We start from the raw sequence: 24,334 nt of genomic DNA on the forward strand, positions 1-24,334 counted from the left end.
CGAGGTTGCAAGTGGCCGCCGATCGCTAACCCGATCGACGCTGGCCCTTTGGACTGTGCTTCGCTACCGCGATTCACAGCCCTTTGCTTGAGTGATCGGCACCCCCGCCACCGCCGGTCATTCGCAGGCGACCACCCGGGCAACCGGGTGATAGCTTTTCCTTGGAAGTCTTGACGCAACACGCGTCGAGGTTAAACTTCCTACAAGTTTCGGTTTCGCTTCCCTTGATCGGGAATCAAACCTTTCTCGGTGACCATAGTGCTGGGGTCACACCCGTTCCCATCCCGAACACGGCCGTTAAGCCCAGCATGCCGATGATACTGCCACCGCGGGAAAGTAGGTCATCGCCGAGTTATGAGCCCCACAAGCCTAAAGCTTGTGGGGCTCTTTTTTTTGCGCGTCGGTTCTGAGTGCGATGAAACCCCATCATCTAAGCGGGCCGAACTTTATGGATCATTGGGGATGGCAGGGCGGTGGGGCGGTTTGCGAGGATAGGACATAACGTGGATACTGCTGCGGTACTGTCACGGATGAAGGTATGGCCAAGAAGCGAACGAAGAAGAAAACTACCTCAAAGCGTAAAAACGTGGAATTGTTCGTGCAGACGGTGCAGGAACGCGAAATTCCTGAGGGCACCCCGAACGCGGCACTGATCGAAGCAGCTCCGTTAATCGGGGAGGATCCGTCAAAAGAGGGGTACATCACCGATTTCATCTCGGGCAAGTCAGTCCGCGACACGCCCGAGGAACGGGAAGCCGTCCAGGTATTTTCGATGGCTCTGGTGCAAGACTACGGATATCCGAAGTCACATATCCAAACTCGACCTCAACACCGGGTCCGCAAAAAGCCATCGGACAAGAGCGGCAAGTATCCCGTCGATATCGCGGTGTTTGGCACCGAGGACCGCAAGGATGATGAGGCCTATATCATCGTCGAATGCAAAAAGAAGAACCGCAAGGACGGGCAGAACCAGCTCGAAGACTACTTGCGTTTTTCGGCAGCCCGCCTGGGGGTCTGGTTTAACGGCGAAGAGCGGCTCTTTCTCGAAAAAATCGAGGGTCAAGGCAAGGTCACTTTCCGTGAACTGCCGAACATCCCCCGGTACGGGTAAAGAGTTGAGGATATCGGCCAGTTCCGCCGCCGCGACCTCCGACCGGTCGAGAACCTCAAGCCCATTTTCCGGGCCGTTCGTAATTACTTAGCGGCGAACGCTGTAGGGATCACTCGTGATGAAGTTTTCGCCCAACAACTTATCAACCTGATCTTCTGCAAAATCTACGACGAGAGATATACCCGGCCGGACCTGGTGGTGAAATTCAGGGCCGGGGTGGAAGAGTCGGGCAAAGAGGTGAAGAAGCGTCTGGTCGAACTGTTCGACGAGGTGAAGGCCCACTACAAGGACGTGATGGAGGTGGCCGACAAGATCGAACTCGATCCGAAGTCGCTTCGATACATCGTCGGCGAGCTCCAAAACATCTGCTTGACCGAGTGCAGCCGAGACGCGGTAGGAGACGCCTTCGAGATTTTCATCGGCCCGTCGTTGAAAGGGGGGCAGGGTCAATTCTTCACGCCGCGAAACGTCGTGAAGATGGTCGTCGATATGGTGGACCCCAAGCGTGGTGAGCGGGTCATCGATCCCGCATGCGGCAGCGGCGGATTCCTAGTCGAAGCCCTCCGTCATGTCTGGAAATAAGTTGAAGAGTACGGCGATACGTCCGGCTGGCCCACCGAAACCATCGTGACCGAAAAGCAGAAGGTAGCCATCGACAACTTCCGTGGTATCGACAAGGATGATTTCCTTTCCAAGGTCGCCAAGGCGTACATGGCGATCTTGGGCGACGGACGCGGCGGGGTCTACTGCGGCAACTCCCTGGACTTGCACAAGAACTGGGAATCGAAAATGCGGAACTCGATCGGCCTGGGGTCGTTCGATGTGGTAATTACCAACCCGCCTTTCGGTAAGAAGCTCAAGATCGATTCGGAAGAGCTGCTCGAAGATTACGACCTCGGCCATGCCTGGAAGGAAGGGGATAACGGGGAATTTGAAAAGGGCAAGGTTCTCGACAGCCAACCGCCGCAGATTCTGTTCATCGAGCGTTGCTTGGACTTGCTCGTGGACGGGGGACGCTTGGGGATCGTTCTGCTCGAAAGCACGTTCGGCATGCCGAAATACCGATACGTCGTCGATTACCTGACCCGGAATGCCAAGCTGCTGGCAATCGTCACACTACCGGAAGACACGTTTCAGCCGCACACACATGCGAAAACCTGCGTCATCATTGCGGAAAAAACCAAGCCCTCCAAGCGGCATCCGATTTTCATGTGTGACGTGAAGTGGTGCGGGCACGATTCACGTGGCAACCCGACGATCCGGGTAAACGAAAACGGTGAGCGTGAGCTGCTCGACGATGTGCCTAATGTCACGGCCATCTACAAAAAGGGGCCGCGTAAGTGATCCGCTTCTGGATGAACTCCGACCGGGTACAGGACCGGGTATTTATCCCGAAGTTCTACGACCCGGAGATCGACACTCATCTCGATCGCTTGCGGCTGACGATGGATTGCCGTTCACTTTCGAACCTAATCGAAGATGGTTTGGTTTCGGTAGGCACGGGTGATGAAGTCGGAAAGATGGCATACGGCACCGGCGACATCCCGTTTGTGCGGACCTCGGACATCTCGAATTGGGAGCTGAAAACTGCACCGAAGCAAGGGGTCTCCGAGGACATCTACGACGAGTATGCTGCCAAACAAGACGTACGCACCGGCGACATCTTGATCGTTCGGGACGGGACGTACCTGATCGGCACCAACTGTCTGGTTAGCCGAATCGATACCCCGCTCCTGTATCAATCTCACATCGTGAAAATTCGTGTCGAGCGCCCCGACGAACTCGATCCAGAGGTGTTGTTTCTGGCGATCAACTCGTCGATCGTACAGCGGCAGTTCCGTTCATTCCAGTTCACGGCAGACATCATCGATACGATGGGCCGCCGGGTGTACGACACGATCATTCCACTCCCAAAAAATCAATCAAAGGCCAATCGTCTAGGCCGATCGGTTCGTGCGGCGTTGCGGAAGCGGGTTAACGGTAAGGCGTTCGTGAAGCACTGTGCCCATCTAATCGAGGAAGCCTTGGAGTCGGGCACCACGGAAGCTCTCGAACATTTTGAGGCAATGGATGATGAAGAGGTGGAAGAGGTTCTCACCCATGAAACCGTGACTTCAGAGTTTGGTGAGTTCGAGGCCTACTGGCGGTATTCGGACAATATCACAAACCACATCTACATCCCTAGGTATTACGAGCCTTCCATCCAACGCGAACTCGACATACTTGCGGCGACCTGTGATCTAGCCTCAATCGCCGAGTTGGAAGACGCCGGGGCTTTAACGATGCAAACTGGCGATGAGATAGGAAAAATGGCCTACGGTACCGGTGATATCCCCTTTATCCGTACGAGCGACTTCGCCAACTGGGAAATCAAGCACAATCGCAAACAAGGGATATCACCGGCGATTTATCGAGAATACGCTGATAAGCAAGACGTGGCGGCTGGTGACATTTTTTTAGTAAGAGACGGAACGTACTTGATCGGAGCGTCCTGCATTATCACCAACGAGGACTCGACGTGCTTGTACAGCGGCGGACTTATCAAACTACGGGCTCTCGATCGGAACCGGCTTGATCCGTATCTGCTCTTGGGCTTGCTCAACAGCTACATCGTAAAGCGGCAAATACGAACAAAGCAGTTCACCCGTGATGTGATCGACACTCTAGGACCGCGTTTGGGGGAAGTGATTCTGCCTATCCCCAAATCGGCCGACCTACGTCACGCAATTACCAAGGCAGTCCGTAAGGTTGTCTCTGAGCGAATTAATGGACGTATTGAGCTCGTCAAACTCGCAGGTTCTTATGATGACGTTTAGGTGGTAACTAACCAGATAGGGACGCGAACTTGGTTGAATTTGTTTGGTGGAAGGTGGCTTGTCGTGTTAAAGATGATTGGTGCGTAGGACTTCGTCGCCGTGGAGCATACCCATGCTCAGGCGTTGGATGAAGCGGTGCCAGGTGTTTTTGGGGTGGGTGCCGGTGGCGTGGCCGTGGTGGGCGGTGAATTCGGTGGACTCGTAGGTGAGGCCTTGGCCGCCGAATTGTTGTTTGAGGCATTGGCGGCAGGTGAAGCCCTTCGTGAAAGGCAGGTGTTGATGTTCGATCTGCGAGGTGAGATGTGCGATGTGCTGCGGCGGGAGTTCGGGGGCGAGTTGGTGGAAGTCGAATCTGAGGTAGGCGGGGAGGGTCATCGGGCGGAAGGGCCAGTAGAGGCGTTGGGCGTGTTGACCGCAGTCGGGGCATTGCCATTCGAAGCGTTCGTATTTTTTGCGGGAGTTGGGGGGTAGGGATTCGGGGTTGGGGTGGAGCTGGCGGACGGTGCGGTGGAGGGTTTGGGACCAAGCCCCGCCCCCGGAAGTATCTTCGGAAGCGTCTTCTGAATTAGCCCCGGAGGTTTTGGGTGTGGGGCATGCGGACTGAGGTCCGCACGCCTGGAGGTGTTGGGGGCGTTGGTGCAGGGATTGGGTGAGGGTGCCCCAGTCGGCGGACTGGACTTCGGGGATGGGGTGGATGAGGTGTGTGGGCGGCGGGGCGTAGAAGTAGGCGTGGGACCGCGGTGGGTCGCCGGGGTATTTGCCCGAGCGGGTGGAGGGGCGGGAGAAGGGGTGGTGTTTGATGAGGTGGCCTTGCTTGATGCGGGCGGAGAGGGCTTGGGGGGAGACGCCCAGGCGTCGGGCGATGGAGGCGCGGGGGAGGCCGGGCGGTTCGAGGGGGATCGGGGCGCAGAGGCGTTGGATTTCGTCGGGGTCGAGGGGAACGGCGCCGGCGGTGTTGTTGTCGTGGAGGCGGCGGTCGTTGGCGCGGAGGACGAGGGTGAAGGAGCGGAGGGGGCGGGAGGTGGAAGGCGTGGTTTGGTTGTTGACGTGTGTGGGGGACGCGGGGCCCTTCGGGCCGCCCGCTAAACGGTTGTGTTTGGTGAAGCGGCGGGTGAGTTCGGCGCGGCCTGCGGGCGTGGTGAGGCACGGGGTGATGTGGGTGTCCCAGGCTTGGAGCAGGGCGGCGTCGAGGGTGTTCACGTGGGGGCCCGGAAGAGGATGGTGGGGTGCGCGAGCGCGTGGGTTCGCGCGGACGTGCGCTTTGGGTAATGGGAGTATAGGTGCGCGGCGCGGGGCCGCTGCGGCCCCCGGTCATTGACCGGGGGTTAATGTTGAGGCAGGCCACGCGGAAGGAACTTTGTGGCTACTTGGCGACGAATTTGAGCCGGACGGATTTGTAGCCGACTTGGCGGGTGTAGCTGGATTCTTCTTCGACTTCGGGGACGGCTTCGACCAGGTCGAGGCGGTCGACCTTGTCGCAGAGTTCCTGCAGTAGGGCGCGGATGATGAGGCGGGCCTGGTGTTGGCCGAGGCAGTTGTGGATGCCGAAGCCGAAGCCGACGTGGGGGTTGGGGGCGCGGTCGAGGACGACGTCGTCGGGGTTTTGGAAGACGGATTCGTCGCGGTTGGCTGAGGGCCAGCAGATCCCGACGCGGTCGCCGGCTTTCACTTCGACACCCTTCACGTCGGTGGTGACCGGACAGGTGCGGGAGATCGCGGTGAGGGGGCTGACCCAGCGGACGAATTCTTCGGTGGCGGTGGTGATGTTGTCGGGGTGCTCGCGGAGGAAGCCTAAAGCGTCCTGGTGCTCGGCGAGGTAGGCCATGATGCTGGAGACGGTTTGGATGACGGTGTCGCGTCCGCCGGCGAAGGCCATGTTGGCGAAGCCGTGCTTTTCTTCGAGGGTGAGCTTGCGGCCGCGGAAATCGATGCGGTTGAGCGCACTGAAGAAGTCGTCGGCGTCGGAGCCTTCCATCGCGGCGAACTTGTCGAGGATGTAGGTGTCGAGCTCGTTGCTCTTGGAGCCCTGTTCGCTGTCGCGGAAGACGTGGACGCCCCAGCCGATCCACTGGTCAGCCTCGGAGTCGGCGACGCCGAGCAAGCGGGTCAGGCCACGCGACTGGATCGGCAACGCAAAGCCGCGCACCACTTCAACTTCCTCGGCGGCGAGGGCTTTGTCGACTTCCTCGGCGATCATCACGCGCATGTCGGCCTGGTATTCCGGATCGTCTTTCGGGCGGCGGAACGTGGGCTCGACCAGCTTGCGGTAGTCGGTGTGGTCCGGGGGATCGGTTTCGATGGGCAGCTGACGGACGTCGCGGACGTGGGCTTCGGAGTGGAGCACGATCATCAGCGGGTTGTCGTTGCTGAAGGTCTTCCAGTCTTTGGCGGTGCGGCGGGCGTCCTGCATGCGGAGGATCAGCGGGACGTCCTGGCCCTCGGCCTTGACGGTTTTGACGCCGGTGTCCTGGCGGTCTTGACGGAACGGGTCGCGCATGGGGCATTTGGATTCGGACATGGTTCAAGACTCCTTGGCGGACTGGAGGATGGCTTTGAGTTCGGAAGACGCGTCGGCGACGAGGGCCTGGTTGGGTTTGCCCTGCATCGGGATGATCTTGCCGGCGACGGCGTAGGCCCGCGGGTCGTTGATCGCGTCGACGGCGATGAGTTGTTTGTCTTTGAAGTACCAGGCGGAAAAGGGCTGCCCGGGTTCGGGGGTGCCGCGGACGATGCACTGGTCGTAGCCGGTGGAGATGCCGACGATCTGGAACTTGACGTCGTATTGGTCGGACCAGAACCACGGCAGGGCGGTGTGGGCTTTGGGTTGGCCGGCGATGGCGGCGGCGGCGGTCTTCGCTTGGTCGTTGGCGTTCTGCACCGACTCGAGACGCATACGGGTGTCGTAGAGCGGGTGGTGCTGGTTGGCACAGTCGCCCACGGCGTAGATCGAGGCGTCGGCGGTCTGGTTGAACTCGTTGACGTGGATGCCGTTGTCGGTGGGGAGGTCGGCGGCGGCGGCGAGTTGGTCGTTTGGCGCGGCGCCCACGCCCATCAGCACGAAGTCGGCCGGGAAGGTGTCGCCGGCTTTGGTGTGGACGGTGAGCTTGCCGTCTTGTTCCTCGATCGCGGTGGCTTGGGCGCTGGTGCGTAGGTCGATGCCGTTGTTTTTGTGCAGCGATTCGAAGAACGCTGAGACGGGTGGCGAGGTCACGCGCGACAACACGCGGTCAGCGAACTCGAGCACGGTGACGTTGAGCCCGAGTTTACTGAGCGAGGACGCGGCTTCGAGACCGATGAAGCCGGCGCCGATGATGACGACGGACTTAGCGTTGGGCACCTGGTTACGGACGGCCTCGGCTTGAGCGGCGGTTTGCAGAGTGGACACACGTGGGTGGTCGACGCCGGGGATCGGCAGCTTGCGGTGCGTCGAGCCCGTGGCGAGGACGAGGGTGTCGTAGCTGAGCGACTGTGTGTCGGGGCCGTCGAGGGTGAGCGTCTTGGCATTACGATCGATCTCGGTGACACGATGCCCGGTGAGCAGCTCGATGTTGTTGTCGGTGTAGAACGCAGCGGGGCGGATCCACTGCAATTCGGGGTTATCTGCCGGGTTGAGCTGCGTCTTGGACAGCGGCGGGCGGTGATACGGCGCATGGGGCTCATCGCCCACGACAGTGAGCTTGCCGTCCCAGTCGCTCTGGATCAGGGACGCACACAGCTGCGCCGCGGCGTGGCCCGCCCCGACGATCACACAATGTTGCTGGGATTCGCTGCTCATCGGCCGACGACCCGCACGACCAAGCCGTCGAGTTCGCTTGTCAGCTTGACTTGGCAGCCCAGGCGGCTGTTGTCTTCGACGCCGTCTTCAAACTCGAGCATGCCTTGCTCCGCTTCGGTGGCGGGGCCGACCTTGTCGGTCCAGGCGGGGTCGACGTGGACGTGGCAGGTCGCGCAAGAGCACACGCCGCCGCAGTCGCCGTCGATGCCGGTGACCTGGTTCTCGACCGCAGCGGTCATGAGGTTGCCTTCGGCGTTTTCGACAACAACTTCGTCGCCAGCGGGGGTGATGTAGGTGACTTTGGGCATGGGTGGGGTCCTGAGATGAGGGGTGATGAACGGTGGGCGGGTGCTCGCCGACTTCATTCGTCGGCAATCACCCAGGCCAAGAATTAGAACCGACTCGGTGTCATATGTCTTCGCATTTATGACCTTTTAATAATACAATATTGACTAATATTTTGGATTCCTAGAGTTTTTACGCAAAAATAAGTCCATGAAGGCCGTTCTCGAGGACATCCCGACGTCGGAGCACGCCGCGTTCGCCACGCGTCGCTTTTTCCAAGCGGGTTGGCCTTTCAACTGGCACCTGCATCCCGAGCACGAACTGACGCTGGTCCGCCAGGGGACGGGGCGTCGCTACGTCGGCGACCACATCGAAGACTTCGGGCCCGGCGATCTGGTGCTGCTCGCCTCGAACGTCCCGCACACCTGGCAGGCGGATGTGAAAGCGGAGCCGTGGTGCGAGTCGATCGTGGCGCAGTTCCGGGACGATGCGCTGGGGCCGGGCTTCTTCGACCTGCCCGAGTTGGCCAAGGTGCGCGATCTGCTCAAAGCGGCGCAGCGTGGGCTGCGCTTCCCCGAGGCGCAGGCGGTCGCCTCGACGCTGGAGACGCTGCCCGATCAGTCGCCGCCGCGGAGGTTGCTGGTGCTGCTGGATTGTTTGTACGAGTTGGCGGATCGGCCGTGGGTGAGTCTGGCCAGCGAGCCGGCGTCGCCCCGCTTGCGTCCGCGTGACCGGTCGCGCATCGATACGGTTTCGGCCTACGTTCAGAGTCACTATGCCGAGCCGATCAGCCTGGACGAGGTGGCAGGTTTGGTGCACATGAGCCGGACCGCGTTTTGCCGTTTCTTTCAGCGGGTGATGGGGCGCACGTTTATTCAGTACCTCCACGAGCTGCGTGTGAGCCAGGCGTGTCGGCTGTTGGTCGAGACCGACCTGCCCATCGCAGACGTGGGGTTCCGTGTCGGCTTCGGGAACCTGGCGAACTTCAATCGTGTGTTCAAACGCCTGCGCGGGGTGACGCCCTCGGTGGTCCGCCGCGGGGGCGTAGGCGCAGCGGCAGGCCGAGCGTGACGGGGCGTACGCTCACTTGCCCATGCGCTGACGGCGTTCACGCTGCAAGTCGCGCGGCGGTTCGGCCTTCTCATCGGCGGCCACGTTGGGCGTTTGAACACCTTCCGTCTCAACGGACTGACAGCCGGATAGCGCGGCGAACGCCACGAGCGTGATTCCGCCGATCAGGAGCCATCGCAGCAATTGGAACAAGCGGGACATCATTGCATGCTAGGGCTGGGCGAACGGCTTGGGGCGGCGTAAAATGCCGTAATGAGCCATGCAACCGATCGGAAAAACAGGCGACTCAAGCGAAAACGTTGGCAGCACCGCGGCGGCGGCGGCATGCAGCAGAAGGGCGGCGTCCGCGGCGGCGGCCGCAGCGCCATCAGCAAGGCCTCGCCGTTCTGGCAGGCGGTGATCGGCATCGCCACGATCGCGATCGTGGTCATCGCGGTGGTGATCATCGTCCTGGGCATCTTCGGCGGGTAAGCCACGGGACCGAAAAAAACCCTCTCGGCGGAAGCAGTCACACAGTTGATGGAAGACACGCAAAGACCTGAGTACGACGTTGTGGTGATCGGCGGATCGATTGCGGGAGCCGCGACCGCGCTCCAGCTGCTGCGCGGAAGCCGCGGCTGTGGCTGCGGGATGGGCGACGGCTGTGGTTGTGCCGAGCTGGACAAGCCGCTCCGCGTGCTGGTCATCGAACGCCAGGTCGAGTTCGGCCGACGCGTAGGCGAGTCGACCGTCGAGCTGAGCACCTACATGCTCACCCGCATCCTCGGGCTCACGCGACACCTCAACGAAAACCACATCGTCAAGCAGGGCTTCCGCTACTGGTTCACCAACCCGGACGCCCGGGACATGGGCAAGAGCACCGAGATGGGCGGACGCTACCTCACGCGTGTCGGCTCGTTTCAGGTCGACCGCGCTGAACTCGACAAGGAAGTTCTCCGCCGGGTCGAAGCGCTGGGCGGCGAGATCTGGAAGCCCGCGAACGTGCGGTCGTTGACCCTGGAAGAGGGCGGCACGCAGACGCTGACGGTGAAGGTCGGCGACGAAGAGCGCACCGTGACGTCACGCTGGGTCGTCGATGCGTCGGGTCGACAGGCGATGATTGCTCGTCAGCGCGGCGAGGTCGAGCCGATCAAAGGCCACCCCAGCGCCGCGGTGTGGGCGCGGTGGAAGAACACGCTGGACTTCGACAGCCCCGACACGATCGCACGCTTCCCGGAGCTGGGCAAAGGCATGTTCGGCACACGCCACACCGCGACGAATCACATCATGGGCGACGGCTGGTGGGCGTGGGTCATCCCGCTCAAGAACGGCCACACCTCGGTCGGCGTGACGTGGGACCAGCGCATCTTCAAGTGGCCCCGCACGCAGGGCAGCACGCTCGCCGAGCAACTCCGCAGTGTTTTGGAGACCCACCCCGTGGGCCGAGCGCTTTTGGAAGACGCCGAGCTCATCGAGAGCGATGTCCACGTTCGGCGGAACTTGCCATACCAATGCAAGACCGCCGCGGGCGACGGCTTCCTTCTCGTGGGTGACGCGGCGGGGTTTGTCGATCCGTTCTACAGCATGGGCCTGGATTTCCTCTCGATGACCTCCACCTCGGGGGTGGACATGATCCTGACCGAGCGTCGCGGAGATTGCATCAAAGCGAAGTTGGCCCGGCACAACGACATGGTCGGCAAGAGCATCCCCCGCTGGTTCGAAGCGATCTTCCGGGACAAGTACTTCTACATGGGCGATTTCGAGTTGATGCGGATCGCGTTCCTGGTGGACATCGGATTGTATTACCTGGGCATCGTCCGCCCGCCGTACAAGAACGGCAAGATGGCTATCAAGGACGGCATGTTCTACGCCAAGGCGGCGAAGCCGTTCTACCTGTACATGCGTTTTGTTAACCATCGGCTCGCGGCACTCGGTGCGGAGCGACGCAAACGCGGGACGTTCGGCCGGCGTAACGCGGGGCAACGCATGCTCGTGCCGGGCTTTGCGTTCGATTCATCGATCGTCAAAGCAACCGCGCGGGCGATGATCTACTTGCTCAAACTCGAGCTATCCGAGGGCTGGCGATGCTGGCGTCCGAAGCGTGGAGCGGACGGCTCGATCGTGCTTCGGGACAAGGACAAGCCCGACGAGATGAAGACGCCGACGTCATTGCAAACGGCCGGTTGAGACGATTGCTCGGGGCGAATGGCCCGGGATTCTCGAAAAACTTACGCATCCAAGCAATTTCTAGCGCAGCGAAGTCCTATCATCTGGTAGACTCAGGTGTCGGCTACGTGTTTGATTTGTTTGGATTATTCCGTCGGACTTACTGATTTGCTCCCTCCCCGAGACCTTGCGGCCCGCACCTCAGCTTCGTGTTGATCGACTGACGGCCCGCCCCCACCCTCCATCCATCCGCGATACGCAACTCGCCCCGGCTCAGCGCCCGGGGTCTTTGAGTACCCCGATCATGGGCAGCGCTGTTCCCGAGCTTTCCCCTCAATGAAATTTTACGTCGGCAACCTCAACTTCCGCGTCACCGAAGACGAACTCCGGGCACTGTTTGAGCCTTACGGCCCAATCAACGATCTGATCATCCTGACCGATCGCGAGACCGGACGCTCACGCGGCTTCGGCTTCATCACGCTCGCCGACGACGAGAAGGCCAAGCAGGCCTACGACGATTTGAACCAGAAAGACTTCGAGGGCCGTACGCTCGTGATGAACGAAGCGCGCGACCGCAACGACCGTCCCACGGGCGGCGGCTACGCGGGCGGCGGCCAACAGCCGGCCCGCGGCGCGGCCGGCGACGCGGGCTACACCACCCGCAGCGAAGGCGGCTACTCGAACCGCACTTACACCAACAACCACACCGACCCGGCGTCGGAAGTTGTCGACTCCAGCGGAGACGACGACGAAGTGCCGGAAAGCGGTGGCTATTCAGGGGGATACTCCCGAGGCGGCGACGCCTGACCCCTGTGTAACGTACTCGCGTCGAGCGTCTGTGTAGGCGTTTGAAACTCACGCGTTTTTTGAACCGGCCGGGCAATGTCGCCCCGTCACCCACAACTTGTGATGCCCGATCGACCTGCCTTGCTGACCACGACCGTGTTCCGAGCAGTCCCCAGACCGTGAGCCTCACTCTGCTTTTGGAGCTTTGCTATGAAGATTTACGTCGGCAACATGAACTTCCGCACGACCGAAGAGTCGCTGCACGCCCTGTTCTCGAACTACGGTGAAGTCACCGAAGTCGCGATCATCAACGACCGTGAGACCGGCCGCCCCCGCGGCTTTGCGTTTGTCACCATGGCCGATGACGAAGCGGGCAAGAAGGCGATCGAAGACCTCAACGGCAACGAGTTCGAAGGCCGTAACCTCAACGTCAACGAAGCTCGACCCAAGAGCCCCGGCGGCGGTGGCGGCTACGGCGGTGGCGGTGGCAACCGCGGCGGCGGTGGTGGTGGCTACGGCGGTGGTGGCGGCGGTGGCCGTCGCGACAGCTGGTAAGCCAGCCTTCGGCTACTCGTCCCCGACGAGTGAGCGGAACAAACCCGGGCGGCTGCTTTAAACAGCATCCGTTCGATTTCCGGCCGAGCCATGTGGCCCGGCCATTACATCCTGTGAGTTCCCGTTCCCGCTATCTGCCTTTGCGGCGCGCCCTTCAAACCGGTGCCTCTCCACTGCAGCCCATTGACCGCGATTCTCACTCTGCTTTGGAAGGTTTCGAATATGAAAATTTACGTCGGCAACATGAGCTTTAAATCGACCGAAGAGTCGCTGCACGCCCTATTCTCGAACTACGGTGAAGTCTCCGAAGTCGCGATCATCAACGACCGTGAGACCGGCCGCCCCCGCGGCTTCGCGTTTGTCACCATGGCCGACGATGAAGCGGGCAAGAAGGCGATCGAAGACCTCAACGGCAACGAGTTCGAAGGCCGTAACCTCAACGTCAACGAAGCCCGTCCCAAGACCCCCGGCGGCGGTGGCGGCTACGGCGGCGGCGGTGGCAACCGCGGCGGCGGCGGTGGTGGCTACGGCGGTGGTGGCGGCGGTGGCCGTCGCGACAGCTGGTAAGCCCTAGGCTTGCCCAACGCAATACCAATCCTCAGCACCCCGCCGAAAGGCGGGGTGTTGTCTTTTTCGGAGTCCGCATGCGGTGGGGGCTTGCGATCCGCGCATGAAATCGGTGAGCGCGGAGCCGTTCTCCGATCCAGAGGCTAAGGTCGGGATAGAAAAAGGCCCCTGGCCGCTTGGGGGGGTCCTGAGAAGGGGCGACCAGGGACCATACTTGTGACACGCACGTGGCGGAGCACTGCGTGGGAGTGCGATGCATCGATGCCCGGAAAAAAAGCTGATTGGCCGGAAGTCAGTAACGTATTGAAAACCGCCCATCACGGGCAAACCTTCGATTTGTTGATTTTAGGCGATGTCGAGGTGTCCGGCCAGACTTTCTACGACAAATCGATATAAATGACGTCATTTTGAAAGAAAGCATGTCAAACAAGTCACTGAAGCGCGAACTGGGCCTGGGGTCAGCCGTGATGCTGGGCCTGGGGTCGATGGTCGGGGCGGGGGTGTTTGTCAGCCTGGGCCTTGGCGCGGGGCTGGTGGGCCCGGCTGTGCTCGCGGCGATCGTGCTGGCGGGCGGGCTGGCGATGTGCAACGGCATGTCATCCGCGCAGCTCGCGGCGTATCACCCCGTCGCGGGCGGGACGTATGAGTACGGCCACCGCGTGGGCTGGCCGGCGCTCGGTACAGTGGCGGGCTTCATGTTTTTGGTGGCCAAGTCGGCATCGTGTGCGACCGCGGCGCTGGGCCTGGCGGGCTACGTGCTCCACCGCTTCGACGCCCCGCAGCTCATGATCCCCGGGGCGCTCGCGGTGATCGTCATGCTCACGGTCATGGTGCTCGAAGGCATCCGACGGACCAACACGATCAACACAATTGTCGTCACCATCACGCTGATCGGGCTGGCGGTGTTTGTGTTGGGCGGCATCGGGAAAGTGGATGGCGAGAACTTTTCGCCCTGGATTTATGTGGAGGGCGGAGACCTCATCAATGTCAATCACGCGAGCTGGCCCAACTTTGCCTACGCCACCGCGTTGATGTTCGTGGCTTACACCGGCTACGGCCGAATCGCGACGATGGGTGAAGAAATCAAAGAGCCGCGTAAGTCGATCCCTAGAGCGATCGTCGCCACGGTCATGGTCTGCATTGTTGTGTACACCTCGGTGGCTGCGGTCGGGATTGGACTGGTGAGCGCGGAAGGTTTTACCCTTCTCTCGGAAAGCGGCGCGCCGCTCGAAGCGATCGTGGAAAACGTCGGCCTGCCCGTATGGATCGGCTGGGCCGTGACGATCGCCGCGGTCACGGCGATGCTGGGCGTCATCCTCAACCTCATCCTCGGCTTGTCACGTGTCGCCCTGGCCATGGGGCGGCGGGGCCATCTGCCCAAGCTCTTTGTGAAGATCGACGACGCGGGAACCACGCCCGGCCCGGCGGTGATCCTGGTCGCATTGATCGTCGCGGGCTTGGCGTGCCTGGGCTCGATCAAGGCGGCGTGGTCACTCTCGGCGGTCACGGTGCTGGTCTACTACGCCATCACCAACGCCTCGGCCCTCCGCCTGCCCCCGGAAGCGCGGCTGTACCCACGCATGTTTTCCTGGATGGGCTTGCTGGGGTGCCTGGGACTGTCGGTGTTTGTCGAGCCGATTTACTGGGCGTTTGCCGGCGGAGTGATTTTGGCTGCTCTCGTCTGGCACGTGATCTCCACCAAAAACAACCCCCCGGCCGAGTGACGGCGGGGCGTTGGGGATTTGTCATCCGATACAAGCTCGGCTTTGGGGCAACCTCACTTAATCAGGCGGAGGGTAAACGGGTAGCGGTAGTGCTCGCCGGCGTTGGCTTTCACGGCGCCCAGGATGGTGAAAACCAGCGTGGCGATACTGACCACCGGGAGCAGAAGCAGGCCGACCAGCACGAACATCAGTGGGATGCAGCAGAGGATCGCGATCGTGGCGGTGATCTGGAAGTTGAGGGCTTCCTTGGCCTGATCATCAACGAAAGGCATCGTGTCTCGCTTCATCAGCCAGACCACCAGCGGGCCCGCGATGTTGGCAAACGGAATGCCGGTCAGGCCCGCAAAGGCGACGAGGTGGGCGATCATGCCGAACTTGCGTTCCTCGGCGTCTTGTTCGATCGGGCGTTCGGCCGGAACGTTTTGGGTCAGGGGGTTGGCGATCTGAGCGAGCGGGTTGGCTTGGGATTGGGACATGGGTTTCACCTTGTGAGTTGTGGGTTAACGGTCTCACCATGCGATACCCCGCGACCGGGGGCGGTCTGCGCGGCGGTGAAATTTTTTTTGCAGCGATCAGCTTTCGGGCAGGCCGTAGGTCTTCGCGGCGGTGTTGACCAGGTGCGAGGGCGGGGGGGAGCCGGTGATGGCCTCGATGATCTTGGTGACGTGGGGGTGCGAGTTTTCGATGTAGAGCTTGAACGCGTTCTGCGTGCCCGCGGCGGCGGTGCCCGCGACGAAGAGGTTCGGCACGTTGGTCATCATCGTGGCGGGGTCGTGCTGCGGGGCGCGGTTGTCGCCCTCGAGTATGACCCCGGCGGATTCAAACAGCGTCTTGTCCTGGGTGTACCCCGTGAGGAGCAAGACGAAGTCTGCCTCGACCGAGTGCGTCTGTGCGGGGTTGTCCACCGAGGCCAGCGTCACGGAGTCGGGCGTGATTGCCGTCGGCACGGTGCGCGGGCGGAACGCGACCTGGCCATGCTTGATGAGCGCTTGAATCTCGGGCATCAGCCAGTACTTGATGGAGTCGGCGTCGAACGCCTCGCCGCGGTAGCTCATCGTGACCTTCGCCCCGGCCCGATCGCAGCGCAGCGCCGTCTCGACCGCGGAGTTCTTCCCGCCGACGATCAGGAGCCGTTGCCGGAAGTACATCTGCGGTTCATCGAGGAAGTGCGAGACGTGCGGGAGGTCTTCGCCGAGGATATCGAGCAGCCGTGGGTGGTGCATGTCGCCGATGGCCAGCACGGCACGGGCGGCGTCGTAGCTAGCCTTGGATGTCACGACCGTGAAACGCTCGGCCTCGTCGTCGCGTGTCACACTTTGGACACGCTCGAAGGTCTGGATCGGCAGGTCGAATTGCTCGACTACGCCATGCAGGTAGGCGAGGTACTGCTCACGGCTGGCTTTGGTCTGGTCGGGGATCGACAGCGGCACCCCGGCGATGGCGATACGGTCGGGGCTGGAGAAGTACTGCGTCTGTTTCGGGTAGTCCGCGACGGTCTGGCCGACCTGCCCCGCGTCCAGGTGCACGTAATCCACCCCGGCGTGTTGCAGGTTCACCGCCAACTCGAGGCCGATCGGTCCGGCGCCAATCAGCACGACATCGGTTTTGCGGGTTGGAGGTGGGGCACTGGTCACAAGGCGATTCTAGCGAACCGCTTGCTCGCGTTCCGACTCAGGCCGCACGTCGGATCGGGATCGGCGGCGGGGCGGGGGCCTCGGCGGCCTGCTTCTCGTCTTGTTCATCCAAGCAGGCTTGTAGATCGTCGTCGATGAGCGACTCCACCCTGGCGATGCGTCGGCGGAGGCCGGACAGGTGCACGTGTCGGATGTACTTCAGACGCCGACAGATCAGCGCTGAGGTCAACAGCTCCCGCAGCGACGCCAACGCCGCCTCGTAGTTTTTGATTGCATCCCCCACCTCGGCCCGCCCGTCGGCGTCCGCACACTTCTGGGCCACGGCGGTGGCAGCGCGACGCATCGCGGCGCTGAGCCCGGACTTCTCCTCGGCGGGCAGCCGGGCGCTCAGCCGATAGACCCACACCGTCAGCGACATCGCCTTACGCCAGCACTTCGAAGACTCATGCGGTGCACGTGTCATCACCTCTCAATATCGACGCAATGCTTGATGCCGCGCGGCGGCTCGCTTGGTTATCGGCTTCTCGAGCCCGCTCACAGCCGCGTCAGCCACGTCCAACGCGTTACACCCCGGCTCTTCCGGGGATCGAGTACAACATGCCCATGCCGCAGCTCCGGCCCGCCGACCTGGATGACCCGCGTGTTTTATCGATGCTCCGCGACCATGTGTCGCGTGCGATCACCGAGACGGCGCGGGGATGCGCACACGCGCTGGACGCGGAGGCGCTACGCACCCCCGACATCGCGCTGTGGTCGATCTGGGAGGGCGAGACCTTGCTGGGCCTGGGCGCACTCAAGCGGTTGTCGGCGGACCACGGCGAACTCAAATCCATGTACACCGCGCCCACGACGCGTCGTTCGGGCGTCGGCAGTACTCTGCTGCAACACCTGATCGCCGAAGCCAAGGCCGCGGGCATGACGCGGCTGAGCCTGGAGACCGGGTCCTGGCCGTACTTCGACGCGGCCCGTGCGTTTTACCGCCGGCACGGATTTGAGGAGTGCTCGGCCTTCGGTGGCTACGAGCCGGGCGACCACAGCGTGTTCATGACGATGCGGCTCTCACCGCCAGAGTAGACAAGCGTCTTACTCGGCCTCGGCATCGCCCGAGGGGTTCCACTCGGAATACACCCAGCCGTGCGCGGGATGGAACGTCAGCCGGAAATGTTGGAGCAGGCTGTTGCCGATCCGGCCGATCAGTTTCTCTCCACGCATCGTGGGCGGGGGCGTCTCGAAGTTGACCGGGATGTGCTGGAGGTTCAGCCCGAAGACGCGGAAGTTTTCGACCCAGGTCTGCGTGCTCGATACCGACCCGCCCACGCCGCGGGTGGTGCCCGAGCCCGAAGCGTTCACCGACACCACGCCGGGGTAGCGGTCGAGCACCGCGCGCGGCAGGGTCAACGCGTTGTCGGCCCCGAAGTCGATGATCAGCCACACCTCGACCCGCTGGTTGCCGTCGTCCAACTCGGCCCGGACCATCGGCAGGCGGCGGAAGCTGTGCAGGCGGTGGCGGCTGGCGTCGGCGGGGGGGCGGAACGCGCGGGGCTCGTAGACGGTGAGCTGTTTGTTCGATGCGTCCAGGGCGAACGGCACGTCGCCGAAGTCGGTGAAGGCGACGATCCCGCCGAGGCTGACGCCCAGCGCCTCGCCGAACCCGAGCATCCGCAGGCTCGCCATCTTTTCCCGCTCCAGCTGGAGCACGCCACGCGTGGTGTTCCGCTTGCCGTTGAGGGCGGAGGCGGGCTGGCCGATCGAGAAGTGATCCGCCCGGCGGTAATCGAAGTCCTCAAACCCACCGATGCCCAGCGTTCGCCCCGTCCCGTCTTTGGGCAGGTTCAAACTCCCCGCGACGCCCTGGGCGACCACGCTCAACGAAGCGCCGGTGTCGATCATCATCAGCCCCGCCGATTCGCCGTTGATGAAAGCGGGCACCAGCAGGTAGCCGCCACTGCGGGCGAGCGGGATATCCAGTCGCGTGGGCAACGCGCCCGGCTCGGCGAGGGTGTAGGGCCCGGCCTGTTCGGCAGCGCCCGACGAATGATCGGCCACCAGCACCGTTTCGTCGACCGACGTCCCCGCGCATCCGATCAGAGACAGCGCGAATGCCGTAACGGCCAGGGCAAAGAGCGGAGGTTTCATGCGGGTAGTGTATGCCCAACCGACATTCGGGAGACGCTTGGGCTGAGTCGGCGTATCGCCATTTCGTTTAGCGGGCGGCACGGAGTGCCCCGCGTGGGATACACCGGCGTAAGACAGACAAGACGCGGGACGCTTCGCGTCGCCCGCTAAACACGGGGTTGTCTGATCGGGACCGCATACCGCGGATGCATATCACTCGGGAACGTAGACCGTCTTCCAGTCCTCGGCCATGTCCACCACGGTCCAGCCTTTCTTGCCCGCCTCATCCAGGGCCTTGTCGAGCTTGCCGATGTGCGAGTCGCGGTCGTAGGCCCATTCGCGTTCGGCGTCGGTGTGGCGGACGAGCAGGCCGAAGCGTCGGCCCTCGCCGGCGGTGGTCCACTGCAGCATCTGCAGGTCGCCGTCGGAGTTGCCGAAGGCGGCGATGGGGCGGCGGCCGATGTGCTGGTGGATGCCCACGGGCTTGCCTTCCTTGTCGTCGATGAAGTTCATCTCGGGCTGTTTGACGATCACCGGCACGCCGTCACGCATCTCGAAGGACGCCTTGATGCTGCTGCCGATGACCTGCTCCGGGGGGATGCCGTAGGCCTCTTCTGCGAAGACACGCAGGAAGTCGATGCCGCCGCCCGAGACGATGAAGGTCTTGAAGCCGTTGTCGCGGAGGTATTCGAGCAGCTCGACCATGGGCAGGAACGTCAGCTCGTGATACGGGCGGTCGAAGCGTGGGTGCTTGGCGGTGTCGAGCCATTCACGGGCGACCTGATCGAACTCTTCGGTGGTCAGCCCGGCGTGAGAGGCCATCACCAGCGTCAGCACGCCTTCCACGCCCGACGCGGCGAGGGCTTCGTGGTCGTCTTCCAGCACCGCCTGAAACGGCTGGGTGGTATTCCATTCCGGGTGCTGCGGCGCGAGTTCTTTCACACGATCCATTGCGAAGATCAGCTGGAAATACAGCGGCTGTTCCGACCACAGGCAGCCGTCGTTGTCGAACGTGGCGATACGCTCGGCCACGGGCACAAAGTCGGGTGAGCCTTCGGTCGTCACCGCTTCGACAAACTCGATGATCGACTGCTTAGCCGGGCCATCGTTCCAAGAGGCCAAGGGCTCCGCGGCAACGCTATGGACCACACAGAAGGCAAAAGCGACAAGCAAGACCGATCGTGTTTTCATGGTGAACCCTTTGGAAAAGAAAAAGCCCGCCTCTCGGTTAGGAGAAGCGGGCTGCATCAGGTGATTACTTGCCGGTCGCGGCGTTTTCGATCTGTTCCTGCACCTTCTCGAGGTTGAACGAGCCGGGCGTTTGGCTCGGGGGGAACTCCTGCAGCGTGGCGAAGAACTTGCCGGCGATCTGCTGCATCGGCACGATCACGTACGGCCGATCGAGGAACCAGTCGTGATAGGTGTTCGCATCGATCTGAGCCTTCTCGAACGGGTCGCGTCGCAGGTTGAACAGCAGCGGGATACGCAGCTCGGTGAAGGGCTCACGCCAGATCTGGAACGCGTCCGCCCGGTTTTCGAGGAAGACCCCCTTCCAGTCGCCCAGCCGCATCGCGACCATCTGGGCGTCGTCGTTCACGTAGTAGAACTCTTTGCGGGGAGAGGCGGAGATGTTTTCGTCGAAGGTCTCAAACGAGTCGGCTTTCGAGAAATACTCGTTCATGTCGTAGCCGTCGAGGTGCTGTTTGTAGGTCCGGCCGATGGCTTCGTAGCCGTCGAGCAGGTCTTCCTTGAGGTCGTTCTTTCCGGCGGCGGTGGCGAAGGTGACCATCCAGTCTTCGTGGGCGACCAGGCCGTTGAGCGTCGCGCCGGCGGGCCACTTGCCGGGCCAGCGGGCGAAAGCGGGGACGCGATACGCGCCTTCCCAGTTGGAGTTCTTTTCCTTGCGGAAGGGGGTGTAACCCGCATCGGGCCAGGTGTTGAAGTGGGGACCGTTGTCGGTGGAGTACATCACGATGGTGTTGTCGGTGATGCCGAGCTCGTCGAGCAGGTTGAGCAGTTGGCCGACGTGTCCGTCGTGTTCGATCATGCCGTCGTGGTATTCGTCGCCGCGGGGTGCGGAGAGGCCGACGCTTTCTTCCTTGAGGTGGGTGCGGAAGTGCATGCGGGTGCCGTTCCACCAGCAGAAGAACGGCTCGCCGGACTCGACGGTCGTCTTGATGAAAGCGATGGCTTCGGCGACGGTTTCGTCGTCCACGGTTTCCATCCGTTTCTTGGTGAGTTGGCCGGTGTCTTCGACCGAGTGCGTGCCGTCTTTCATGGACGAGCGGATGACGCCACGCGGGCCGTACTGCTCCATGAAGGTCTTGCCGTTGGGCAGGACCATGTCGCCGGGGTAGTCGCGGTTCTCGGGTTCTTCCGACGCGTTGAGGTGGTAGAGCGGGCCGAAGAACTCGTCGAAGCCGTGGTTGGTCGGCAGGTGCTCGTCGCGGTCGCCGAAGTGGTTCTTACCGAACTGGCCGGTGGCGTAGCCCAGTTCTTTGAGCACGCCGGCGATGGTGATGTCGACTTCCTGCCAACCCTCAGCCGCGCCGGGCAGGCCGACCTTGGTCATGCCGGTACGCAGCGGCACGGTGCCGCCGATGAACGCGGCGCGTCCGGCGGTGCAGGATTGCTGGGCGTAGTAGTCGGTGAAAGACAGACCTTCCCGCGCGATGCGATCGATGTTGGGGGTCTTGTAGCCCATCATGCCGCGATTGTTGTGGCTGATGTTCCACGTGCCGATGTCGTCGCCCCAGATCACGAGGATGTTGGGTTTCTCGGCGTGATTGTCGGCGTATGCGGGAAGTCCCGATAGCAACAGGCACGCGACAGCTGCGGCAAGCAAGGCGAAGGTTTTCATGCGTTATAATCCCTGAATAAGAAAACGTGTGACAAGAGATGAACGACTATAGGCTAGTGTTTCACCTCTGTTTCACACAAGAATTATTCAAATTTTATTCAGGGACGATGATGCAGCGGATGCCGGTGTGTTGCAGGCCGGTGTCTTCGGGGGTGCCGCGGCGGGCGGGGGGGCGGTAGCTCTCGCAGTAGTCGACGTGGCAGAGGAACGAGCCGCCCTTGATCACGCGCGACTTGGCGTGGGGGTTCATCGCGTCGGCGGGGACGTCGGGGCCTTGGGGATTGACGGCGAGTTCCTGCTTGGCCAGCGCGACGTGGCGGTCGTCGCGGTAGTAGTCGGCGGTCCACTCCCAGACGTTGCCGGCCGTGTCGTAGAGGCCGTAGCCGTTGGGCGGGAACGACTTCACCGGTGCCGCGAGGCGGTAGCCGTCTTCCTGGGTGTTCTTGTGCGGGAAGGTGCCGTCCCAGGTGTTGGCCATGGACTTGCCGCCGGGTTTGAAGGTGTCGCCCCAGGCGAAACGGGTGTTGTCGCCGCCGCCCCGTGCGGCGTACTCCCACTGCGCTTCGGTGGGCAGTTGCTTGCCTGCCCACTCGGCGTAGGCCACGGCGTCTTCCCAGGCGATCTGCACGACAGGGTAGTTCTCACGGCCCTCGATCGAGCTATTGGGGCCCTTGGGGTGCTTCCAACTCGCGCCCGTCGTCCAGCTCCACCACGCGCCGACGTTGCGCAGGTCCACCGCGTGGTTCGGCGGGGTGAACACCAGCGAGCCGGGCTCGAGCATCGCGTCCGGCGGCTTGGGCGAGCCGGGCGGGAGCTGCTTCTTCATCTCGTCCCAGTCGATGGGGCGCTCGGCGACGGTGACGTAGCCGGTGGCCTCAACGAACTCGGCGAACTGGGCGTTGGTGACTTCGGTTTCATCCATCCAGAACCCGTCGACCTTCACACGGTGGGCGGGGTGTTCGTTGTTCCAGGTGTTGGGCGCATCGGTGCCCATGATGAACTCGCCGCCGGGGATCCAGACCATGCCTTCAGGGGCGTCGGCGGGCACGGCGTTGGCCCCGGCGGCCTGGGCGTCGGCGGTCTCTTCGGATGCCGCGGCCGCCAGCCAGGCATTGATCTGAGCGGTGCGCCCGGGGGGCGTGCCGCAGCAGCTGCCGTCGCCCTTGGCGGGCGTGGTTTCTTCGGCGTGAAGGGCGACAGAACCGGAGAGCAGAATCGTGGCGGCCAGAGTGAAACGATGGAAATACGACATACCTGATTGTACGTCGGATCGGTTTCAGGGGATCGCCGAAATGGGGCTCAGGCCCCGGCGACCCGCGGCTGGGGCGCGGGCTCACGTTCGAGGTCCGCCTGGATGAGTTTCATCATCATCGCGCTTCGGGCCTCGGCGTAGGCGGGGTCGTCGTAGCGGTTGTGCAGCTCGTGGGGGTCTTCCTGCATGTCGAACAGCTCGCCCCAGTCCCGGCCGCGATACACGGTGAGTTTGTAACGGTCTGTAACGAGCGTGCGCAGGTGCACCGCGTCGCTGGCGTTGTGGTGGTTCTCGACGATCGCGTGGTCGCGGGTCGGCTCGGCGGTGCCACGCCAGGAGTCGAGCTGCGAGACGCCCTGCATCTCTCGTGCCGGGCCCAGGCCCGCTGCTTCGAGGAAGGTCGGGGCGAGGTCAACGAGCGTCTGGATGTCGGCCGAGGTGTTACCGGTTTTTTGTTGGCCGGGCACTGCGGCGAGGAAGGGCACGCGGATGACGTCGTCGTAGTGGAACGGCCCTTTGGCGACGAGGCCGTGCTCGCCGACGAAGTGGCCGTGGTCGGAGGTGAAGACGATCAGGGTCTGGTCGGTGAGGCCCATCTCGTCGAGGGCGTCGAGGGTTTGGCCGATCCAGTGGTCCATGAACGAGATCATGCCGTAGTAGATCGCCTGGGCTTCCTTGAGCTCTTGCTCGGAGACGCCGACGTGGGGGTGGTAGCCGTGGTTGCCTTTGCCGTCCTGGTTGTAGGGGCCGAAGTCGCCGTTGGCGTCGCGGGTGAGTTGGTGGGGCGGCGGCATGTGGTCGAACTCGCCGTCGACGAACTTCCCGACTTCCATGTCTTCGGGGTTGTACATCGACGCCCAGGGCTCGGGCACGCAGTAGGGCGGGTGCGGGTCGTGGTAGCTCGACCAGACGAAGAACGGCTTGCCCGCGGCGTGCGCGTCACGCATCGCCGCGATGGTGCGCTGCCCGGTCCACGCGGTGTAGTGGAACTCTTCGGGGAGCTTCCAGGTCATGTCTTTTCGCCAGCCGTAGCCCGGGCCGTCGACCAGGGGCGGGGCGAGGGTGCCGTCGGTCTCGGTGTCCTTGATGCCATCGTGGCGGGGCTGGAAGTAGTCGCGCCAGTTGGGCAGGCCGTTCTCTTCCATCCACACGGCGTACTGCTGGCCGACGTGGCCCTCGTCGGCGTGGTTGCGTGCGAGTTCGACGCGATCGAAGCCGTACCACGGGGTGTGCTCGTCGTTGAACGTCTTCCAGAAATCCAGATCGCGCAGCATCGGGTAGCACTCGACCGACTCGCAGTCGTCGGTGGACAAGAGCGGCTGGAAGTGGGCCTTGCCGACAAGCGTGGTGGCATAGCCCGCTTTGCGGAGGTGGTCGCCGATGGTGGGGACGTTCTCGTCGAGCTTGGTGCCGAGGGTGAACGCGCCGTGGGTCGAGGGGTACTGCCCGGTGATGATCGAGGCCCGCGTCGGCGTGCAGGTCGGGTTGGGGCAGTAGCCGCGGGTGAAGTTCGTGCCCATCGCCGCGAGGCGGTCGAGGTTGGGGGTTTTGATCTTGTCGTTGAGGACGCCGAGCGTCGTCCAGTGCTGCTGGTCGGAGGTGATGAGCAGGATATTCATGGGCGGCATGGTGATCTCG

24 protein-coding genes, 1 rRNA gene and 1 pseudogene are annotated in these 24,334 nt (G+C 62.6%); 13 read left to right on the top strand and 13 right to left on the bottom strand.

What is annotated here, in order from left to right:
- Positions 1 to 245 precede the first annotated feature (245 nt).
- The 4 genes and pseudogenes from rrf to HNQ40_RS12205 all read left to right on the top strand — a co-directional run bounded on the left by rrf (position 246) and on the right by HNQ40_RS12205 (position 3,927).
- A 5S ribosomal RNA gene (gene rrf / locus HNQ40_RS12185) occupies positions 246 to 353 on the top strand.
- Between the two features lie 185 nt (positions 354 to 538).
- Entirely contained in the window at positions 539 to 1,111 is a 573-nt protein-coding gene (locus HNQ40_RS12190; RefSeq protein WP_184678101.1) for a type I restriction enzyme HsdR N-terminal domain-containing protein, read from the top strand.
- Positions 1,112 to 1,405: 294 nt separating this feature from the next.
- Positions 1,406 to 2,455, top strand: a pseudogene (locus HNQ40_RS12200) (HsdM family class I SAM-dependent methyltransferase).
- Positions 2,452 to 3,927 (top strand): hypothetical protein, encoded by a 1,476-nt coding sequence (locus HNQ40_RS12205; protein WP_221435513.1) that lies wholly within the window; start codon positions 2,452 to 2,454, stop codon positions 3,925 to 3,927. The pseudogene HNQ40_RS12200 and the gene HNQ40_RS12205 overlap by 4 nt, the downstream one beginning before the upstream one ends.
- A gap of 66 nt (positions 3,928 to 3,993) precedes the next feature.
- Here HNQ40_RS12205 and HNQ40_RS12210 read toward each other — a convergent pair whose 3' ends face one another.
- The 4 genes from HNQ40_RS12210 to HNQ40_RS12225 all read right to left on the bottom strand — a co-directional run bounded on the left by HNQ40_RS12210 (position 3,994) and on the right by HNQ40_RS12225 (position 8,010).
- Positions 3,994 to 5,127 (bottom strand): hypothetical protein, encoded by a 1,134-nt coding sequence (locus HNQ40_RS12210; RefSeq protein ID WP_184678104.1) that lies wholly within the window; start codon positions 5,125 to 5,127, stop codon positions 3,994 to 3,996.
- Positions 5,128 to 5,290: 163 nt separating this feature from the next.
- Positions 5,291 to 6,445: a cytochrome P450 gene (locus HNQ40_RS12215; protein WP_184678105.1), complete on the bottom strand. Its 1,155-nt coding sequence runs from the start codon at positions 6,443 to 6,445 to the stop codon at positions 5,291 to 5,293.
- A gap of 3 nt (positions 6,446 to 6,448) precedes the next feature.
- Positions 6,449 to 7,702: an NAD(P)/FAD-dependent oxidoreductase gene (locus HNQ40_RS12220; RefSeq protein ID WP_184678106.1), complete on the bottom strand. Its 1,254-nt coding sequence runs from the start codon at positions 7,700 to 7,702 to the stop codon at positions 6,449 to 6,451.
- The gene (locus tag HNQ40_RS12225) at positions 7,699 to 8,010 is read right to left on the bottom strand and encodes a 2Fe-2S iron-sulfur cluster-binding protein (RefSeq protein ID WP_184678107.1); all 312 of its coding nucleotides are present in this window, start codon (positions 8,008 to 8,010) and stop codon (positions 7,699 to 7,701) included. Before HNQ40_RS12225 ends, HNQ40_RS12220 begins: the two co-directional genes overlap by 4 nt.
- A gap of 187 nt (positions 8,011 to 8,197) precedes the next feature.
- Between HNQ40_RS12225 and HNQ40_RS12230 the strand changes: the two genes are divergently transcribed.
- The gene (locus HNQ40_RS12230; protein WP_184678108.1) at positions 8,198 to 9,058 is read left to right on the top strand and encodes an AraC family transcriptional regulator; all 861 of its coding nucleotides are present in this window, start codon (positions 8,198 to 8,200) and stop codon (positions 9,056 to 9,058) included.
- A gap of 12 nt (positions 9,059 to 9,070) precedes the next feature.
- Here HNQ40_RS12230 and HNQ40_RS12235 read toward each other — a convergent pair whose 3' ends face one another.
- Positions 9,071 to 9,259, bottom strand: coding sequence for a hypothetical protein (locus HNQ40_RS12235; RefSeq protein ID WP_184678109.1), 189 nt, complete (start codon positions 9,257 to 9,259; stop codon positions 9,071 to 9,073).
- Positions 9,260 to 9,310: 51 nt separating this feature from the next.
- On the opposite strand from HNQ40_RS12235, the gene HNQ40_RS12240 reads away from it, so the two are divergent.
- The 7 genes from HNQ40_RS12240 to HNQ40_RS12265 all read left to right on the top strand — a co-directional run bounded on the left by HNQ40_RS12240 (position 9,311) and on the right by HNQ40_RS12265 (position 14,835).
- Positions 9,311 to 9,529: a hypothetical protein gene (locus tag HNQ40_RS12240; RefSeq protein WP_184678110.1), complete on the top strand. Its 219-nt coding sequence runs from the start codon at positions 9,311 to 9,313 to the stop codon at positions 9,527 to 9,529.
- Positions 9,530 to 9,577: 48 nt separating this feature from the next.
- On the top strand, positions 9,578 to 11,224 hold the full coding sequence (locus HNQ40_RS12245) for an NAD(P)/FAD-dependent oxidoreductase (RefSeq protein ID WP_184678111.1): 1,647 nt from the start codon (positions 9,578 to 9,580) through the stop codon (positions 11,222 to 11,224).
- Positions 11,225 to 11,539: 315 nt separating this feature from the next.
- A complete protein-coding gene (locus HNQ40_RS12250) occupies positions 11,540 to 12,010 on the top strand; it encodes an RNA recognition motif domain-containing protein (protein WP_184678112.1) in 471 nt (156 codons plus the stop codon).
- A 189-nt stretch (positions 12,011 to 12,199) separates the two neighbouring features.
- A complete protein-coding gene (locus HNQ40_RS12255; protein ID WP_184678113.1) occupies positions 12,200 to 12,544 on the top strand; it encodes an RNA recognition motif domain-containing protein in 345 nt (114 codons plus the stop codon).
- Positions 12,545 to 12,766: 222 nt separating this feature from the next.
- Positions 12,767 to 13,111 carry an RNA recognition motif domain-containing protein gene (locus HNQ40_RS12260; protein WP_184678114.1) on the top strand — a complete coding sequence of 115 codons (345 nt, stop codon included), beginning with the start codon at positions 12,767 to 12,769 and terminating at the stop codon, positions 13,109 to 13,111.
- Positions 13,112 to 13,372: 261 nt separating this feature from the next.
- Positions 13,373 to 13,507 carry a hypothetical protein gene (locus tag HNQ40_RS18525; protein WP_261356883.1) on the top strand — a complete coding sequence of 45 codons (135 nt, stop codon included), beginning with the start codon at positions 13,373 to 13,375 and terminating at the stop codon, positions 13,505 to 13,507.
- Between the two features lie 23 nt (positions 13,508 to 13,530).
- Positions 13,531 to 14,835 (top strand): APC family permease, encoded by a 1,305-nt coding sequence (locus HNQ40_RS12265; RefSeq protein WP_184678115.1) that lies wholly within the window; start codon positions 13,531 to 13,533, stop codon positions 14,833 to 14,835.
- 53 nt (positions 14,836 to 14,888) lie between these two features.
- Here HNQ40_RS12265 and HNQ40_RS12270 read toward each other — a convergent pair whose 3' ends face one another.
- From HNQ40_RS12270 to HNQ40_RS12280, 3 genes are all read right to left on the bottom strand, one after another.
- Positions 14,889 to 15,311, bottom strand: a complete 423-nt coding sequence (locus HNQ40_RS12270) for a DUF4870 domain-containing protein (protein WP_221435514.1) — start codon at positions 15,309 to 15,311, stop codon at positions 14,889 to 14,891.
- Between the two features lie 96 nt (positions 15,312 to 15,407).
- The gene (locus HNQ40_RS12275) at positions 15,408 to 16,469 is read right to left on the bottom strand and encodes an NAD(P)-binding domain-containing protein (protein WP_221435515.1); all 1,062 of its coding nucleotides are present in this window, start codon (positions 16,467 to 16,469) and stop codon (positions 15,408 to 15,410) included.
- Between the two features lie 37 nt (positions 16,470 to 16,506).
- Complete coding sequence (locus tag HNQ40_RS12280) at positions 16,507 to 16,932, bottom strand: four helix bundle protein (RefSeq protein WP_184678117.1); 426 nt, start codon at positions 16,930 to 16,932, stop codon at positions 16,507 to 16,509.
- 140 nt (positions 16,933 to 17,072) lie between these two features.
- Here HNQ40_RS12280 and HNQ40_RS12285 point away from each other — a divergent pair, with 140 nt between their 5' ends.
- Positions 17,073 to 17,543: a GNAT family N-acetyltransferase gene (locus HNQ40_RS12285; RefSeq protein ID WP_221435516.1), complete on the top strand. Its 471-nt coding sequence runs from the start codon at positions 17,073 to 17,075 to the stop codon at positions 17,541 to 17,543.
- Between the two features lie 9 nt (positions 17,544 to 17,552).
- Here HNQ40_RS12285 and HNQ40_RS12290 read toward each other — a convergent pair whose 3' ends face one another.
- The 5 genes from HNQ40_RS12290 to HNQ40_RS12310 all read right to left on the bottom strand — a co-directional run bounded on the left by HNQ40_RS12290 (position 17,553) and on the right by HNQ40_RS12310 (position 24,324).
- Positions 17,553 to 18,605 (bottom strand): retropepsin-like aspartic protease, encoded by a 1,053-nt coding sequence (locus HNQ40_RS12290; RefSeq protein ID WP_184678119.1) that lies wholly within the window; start codon positions 18,603 to 18,605, stop codon positions 17,553 to 17,555.
- A 192-nt stretch (positions 18,606 to 18,797) separates the two neighbouring features.
- Entirely contained in the window at positions 18,798 to 19,775 is a 978-nt protein-coding gene (locus HNQ40_RS12295) for an HAD family hydrolase (protein WP_184678120.1), read from the bottom strand.
- Positions 19,776 to 19,839: 64 nt separating this feature from the next.
- On the bottom strand, positions 19,840 to 21,444 hold the full coding sequence (locus HNQ40_RS12300; RefSeq protein WP_184678121.1) for an arylsulfatase: 1,605 nt from the start codon (positions 21,442 to 21,444) through the stop codon (positions 19,840 to 19,842).
- Between the two features lie 94 nt (positions 21,445 to 21,538).
- A complete protein-coding gene (locus HNQ40_RS12305) occupies positions 21,539 to 22,696 on the bottom strand; it encodes a formylglycine-generating enzyme family protein (protein ID WP_184678122.1) in 1,158 nt (385 codons plus the stop codon).
- Positions 22,697 to 22,743: 47 nt separating this feature from the next.
- Complete coding sequence (locus HNQ40_RS12310) at positions 22,744 to 24,324, bottom strand: sulfatase family protein (protein WP_184678123.1); 1,581 nt, start codon at positions 24,322 to 24,324, stop codon at positions 22,744 to 22,746.
- Positions 24,325 to 24,334 lie beyond the last annotated feature (10 nt).

It is taken from the genome of Algisphaera agarilytica (assembly GCF_014207595.1).
Classification (GTDB): domain Bacteria; phylum Planctomycetota; class Phycisphaerae; order Phycisphaerales; family Phycisphaeraceae; genus Algisphaera; species Algisphaera agarilytica.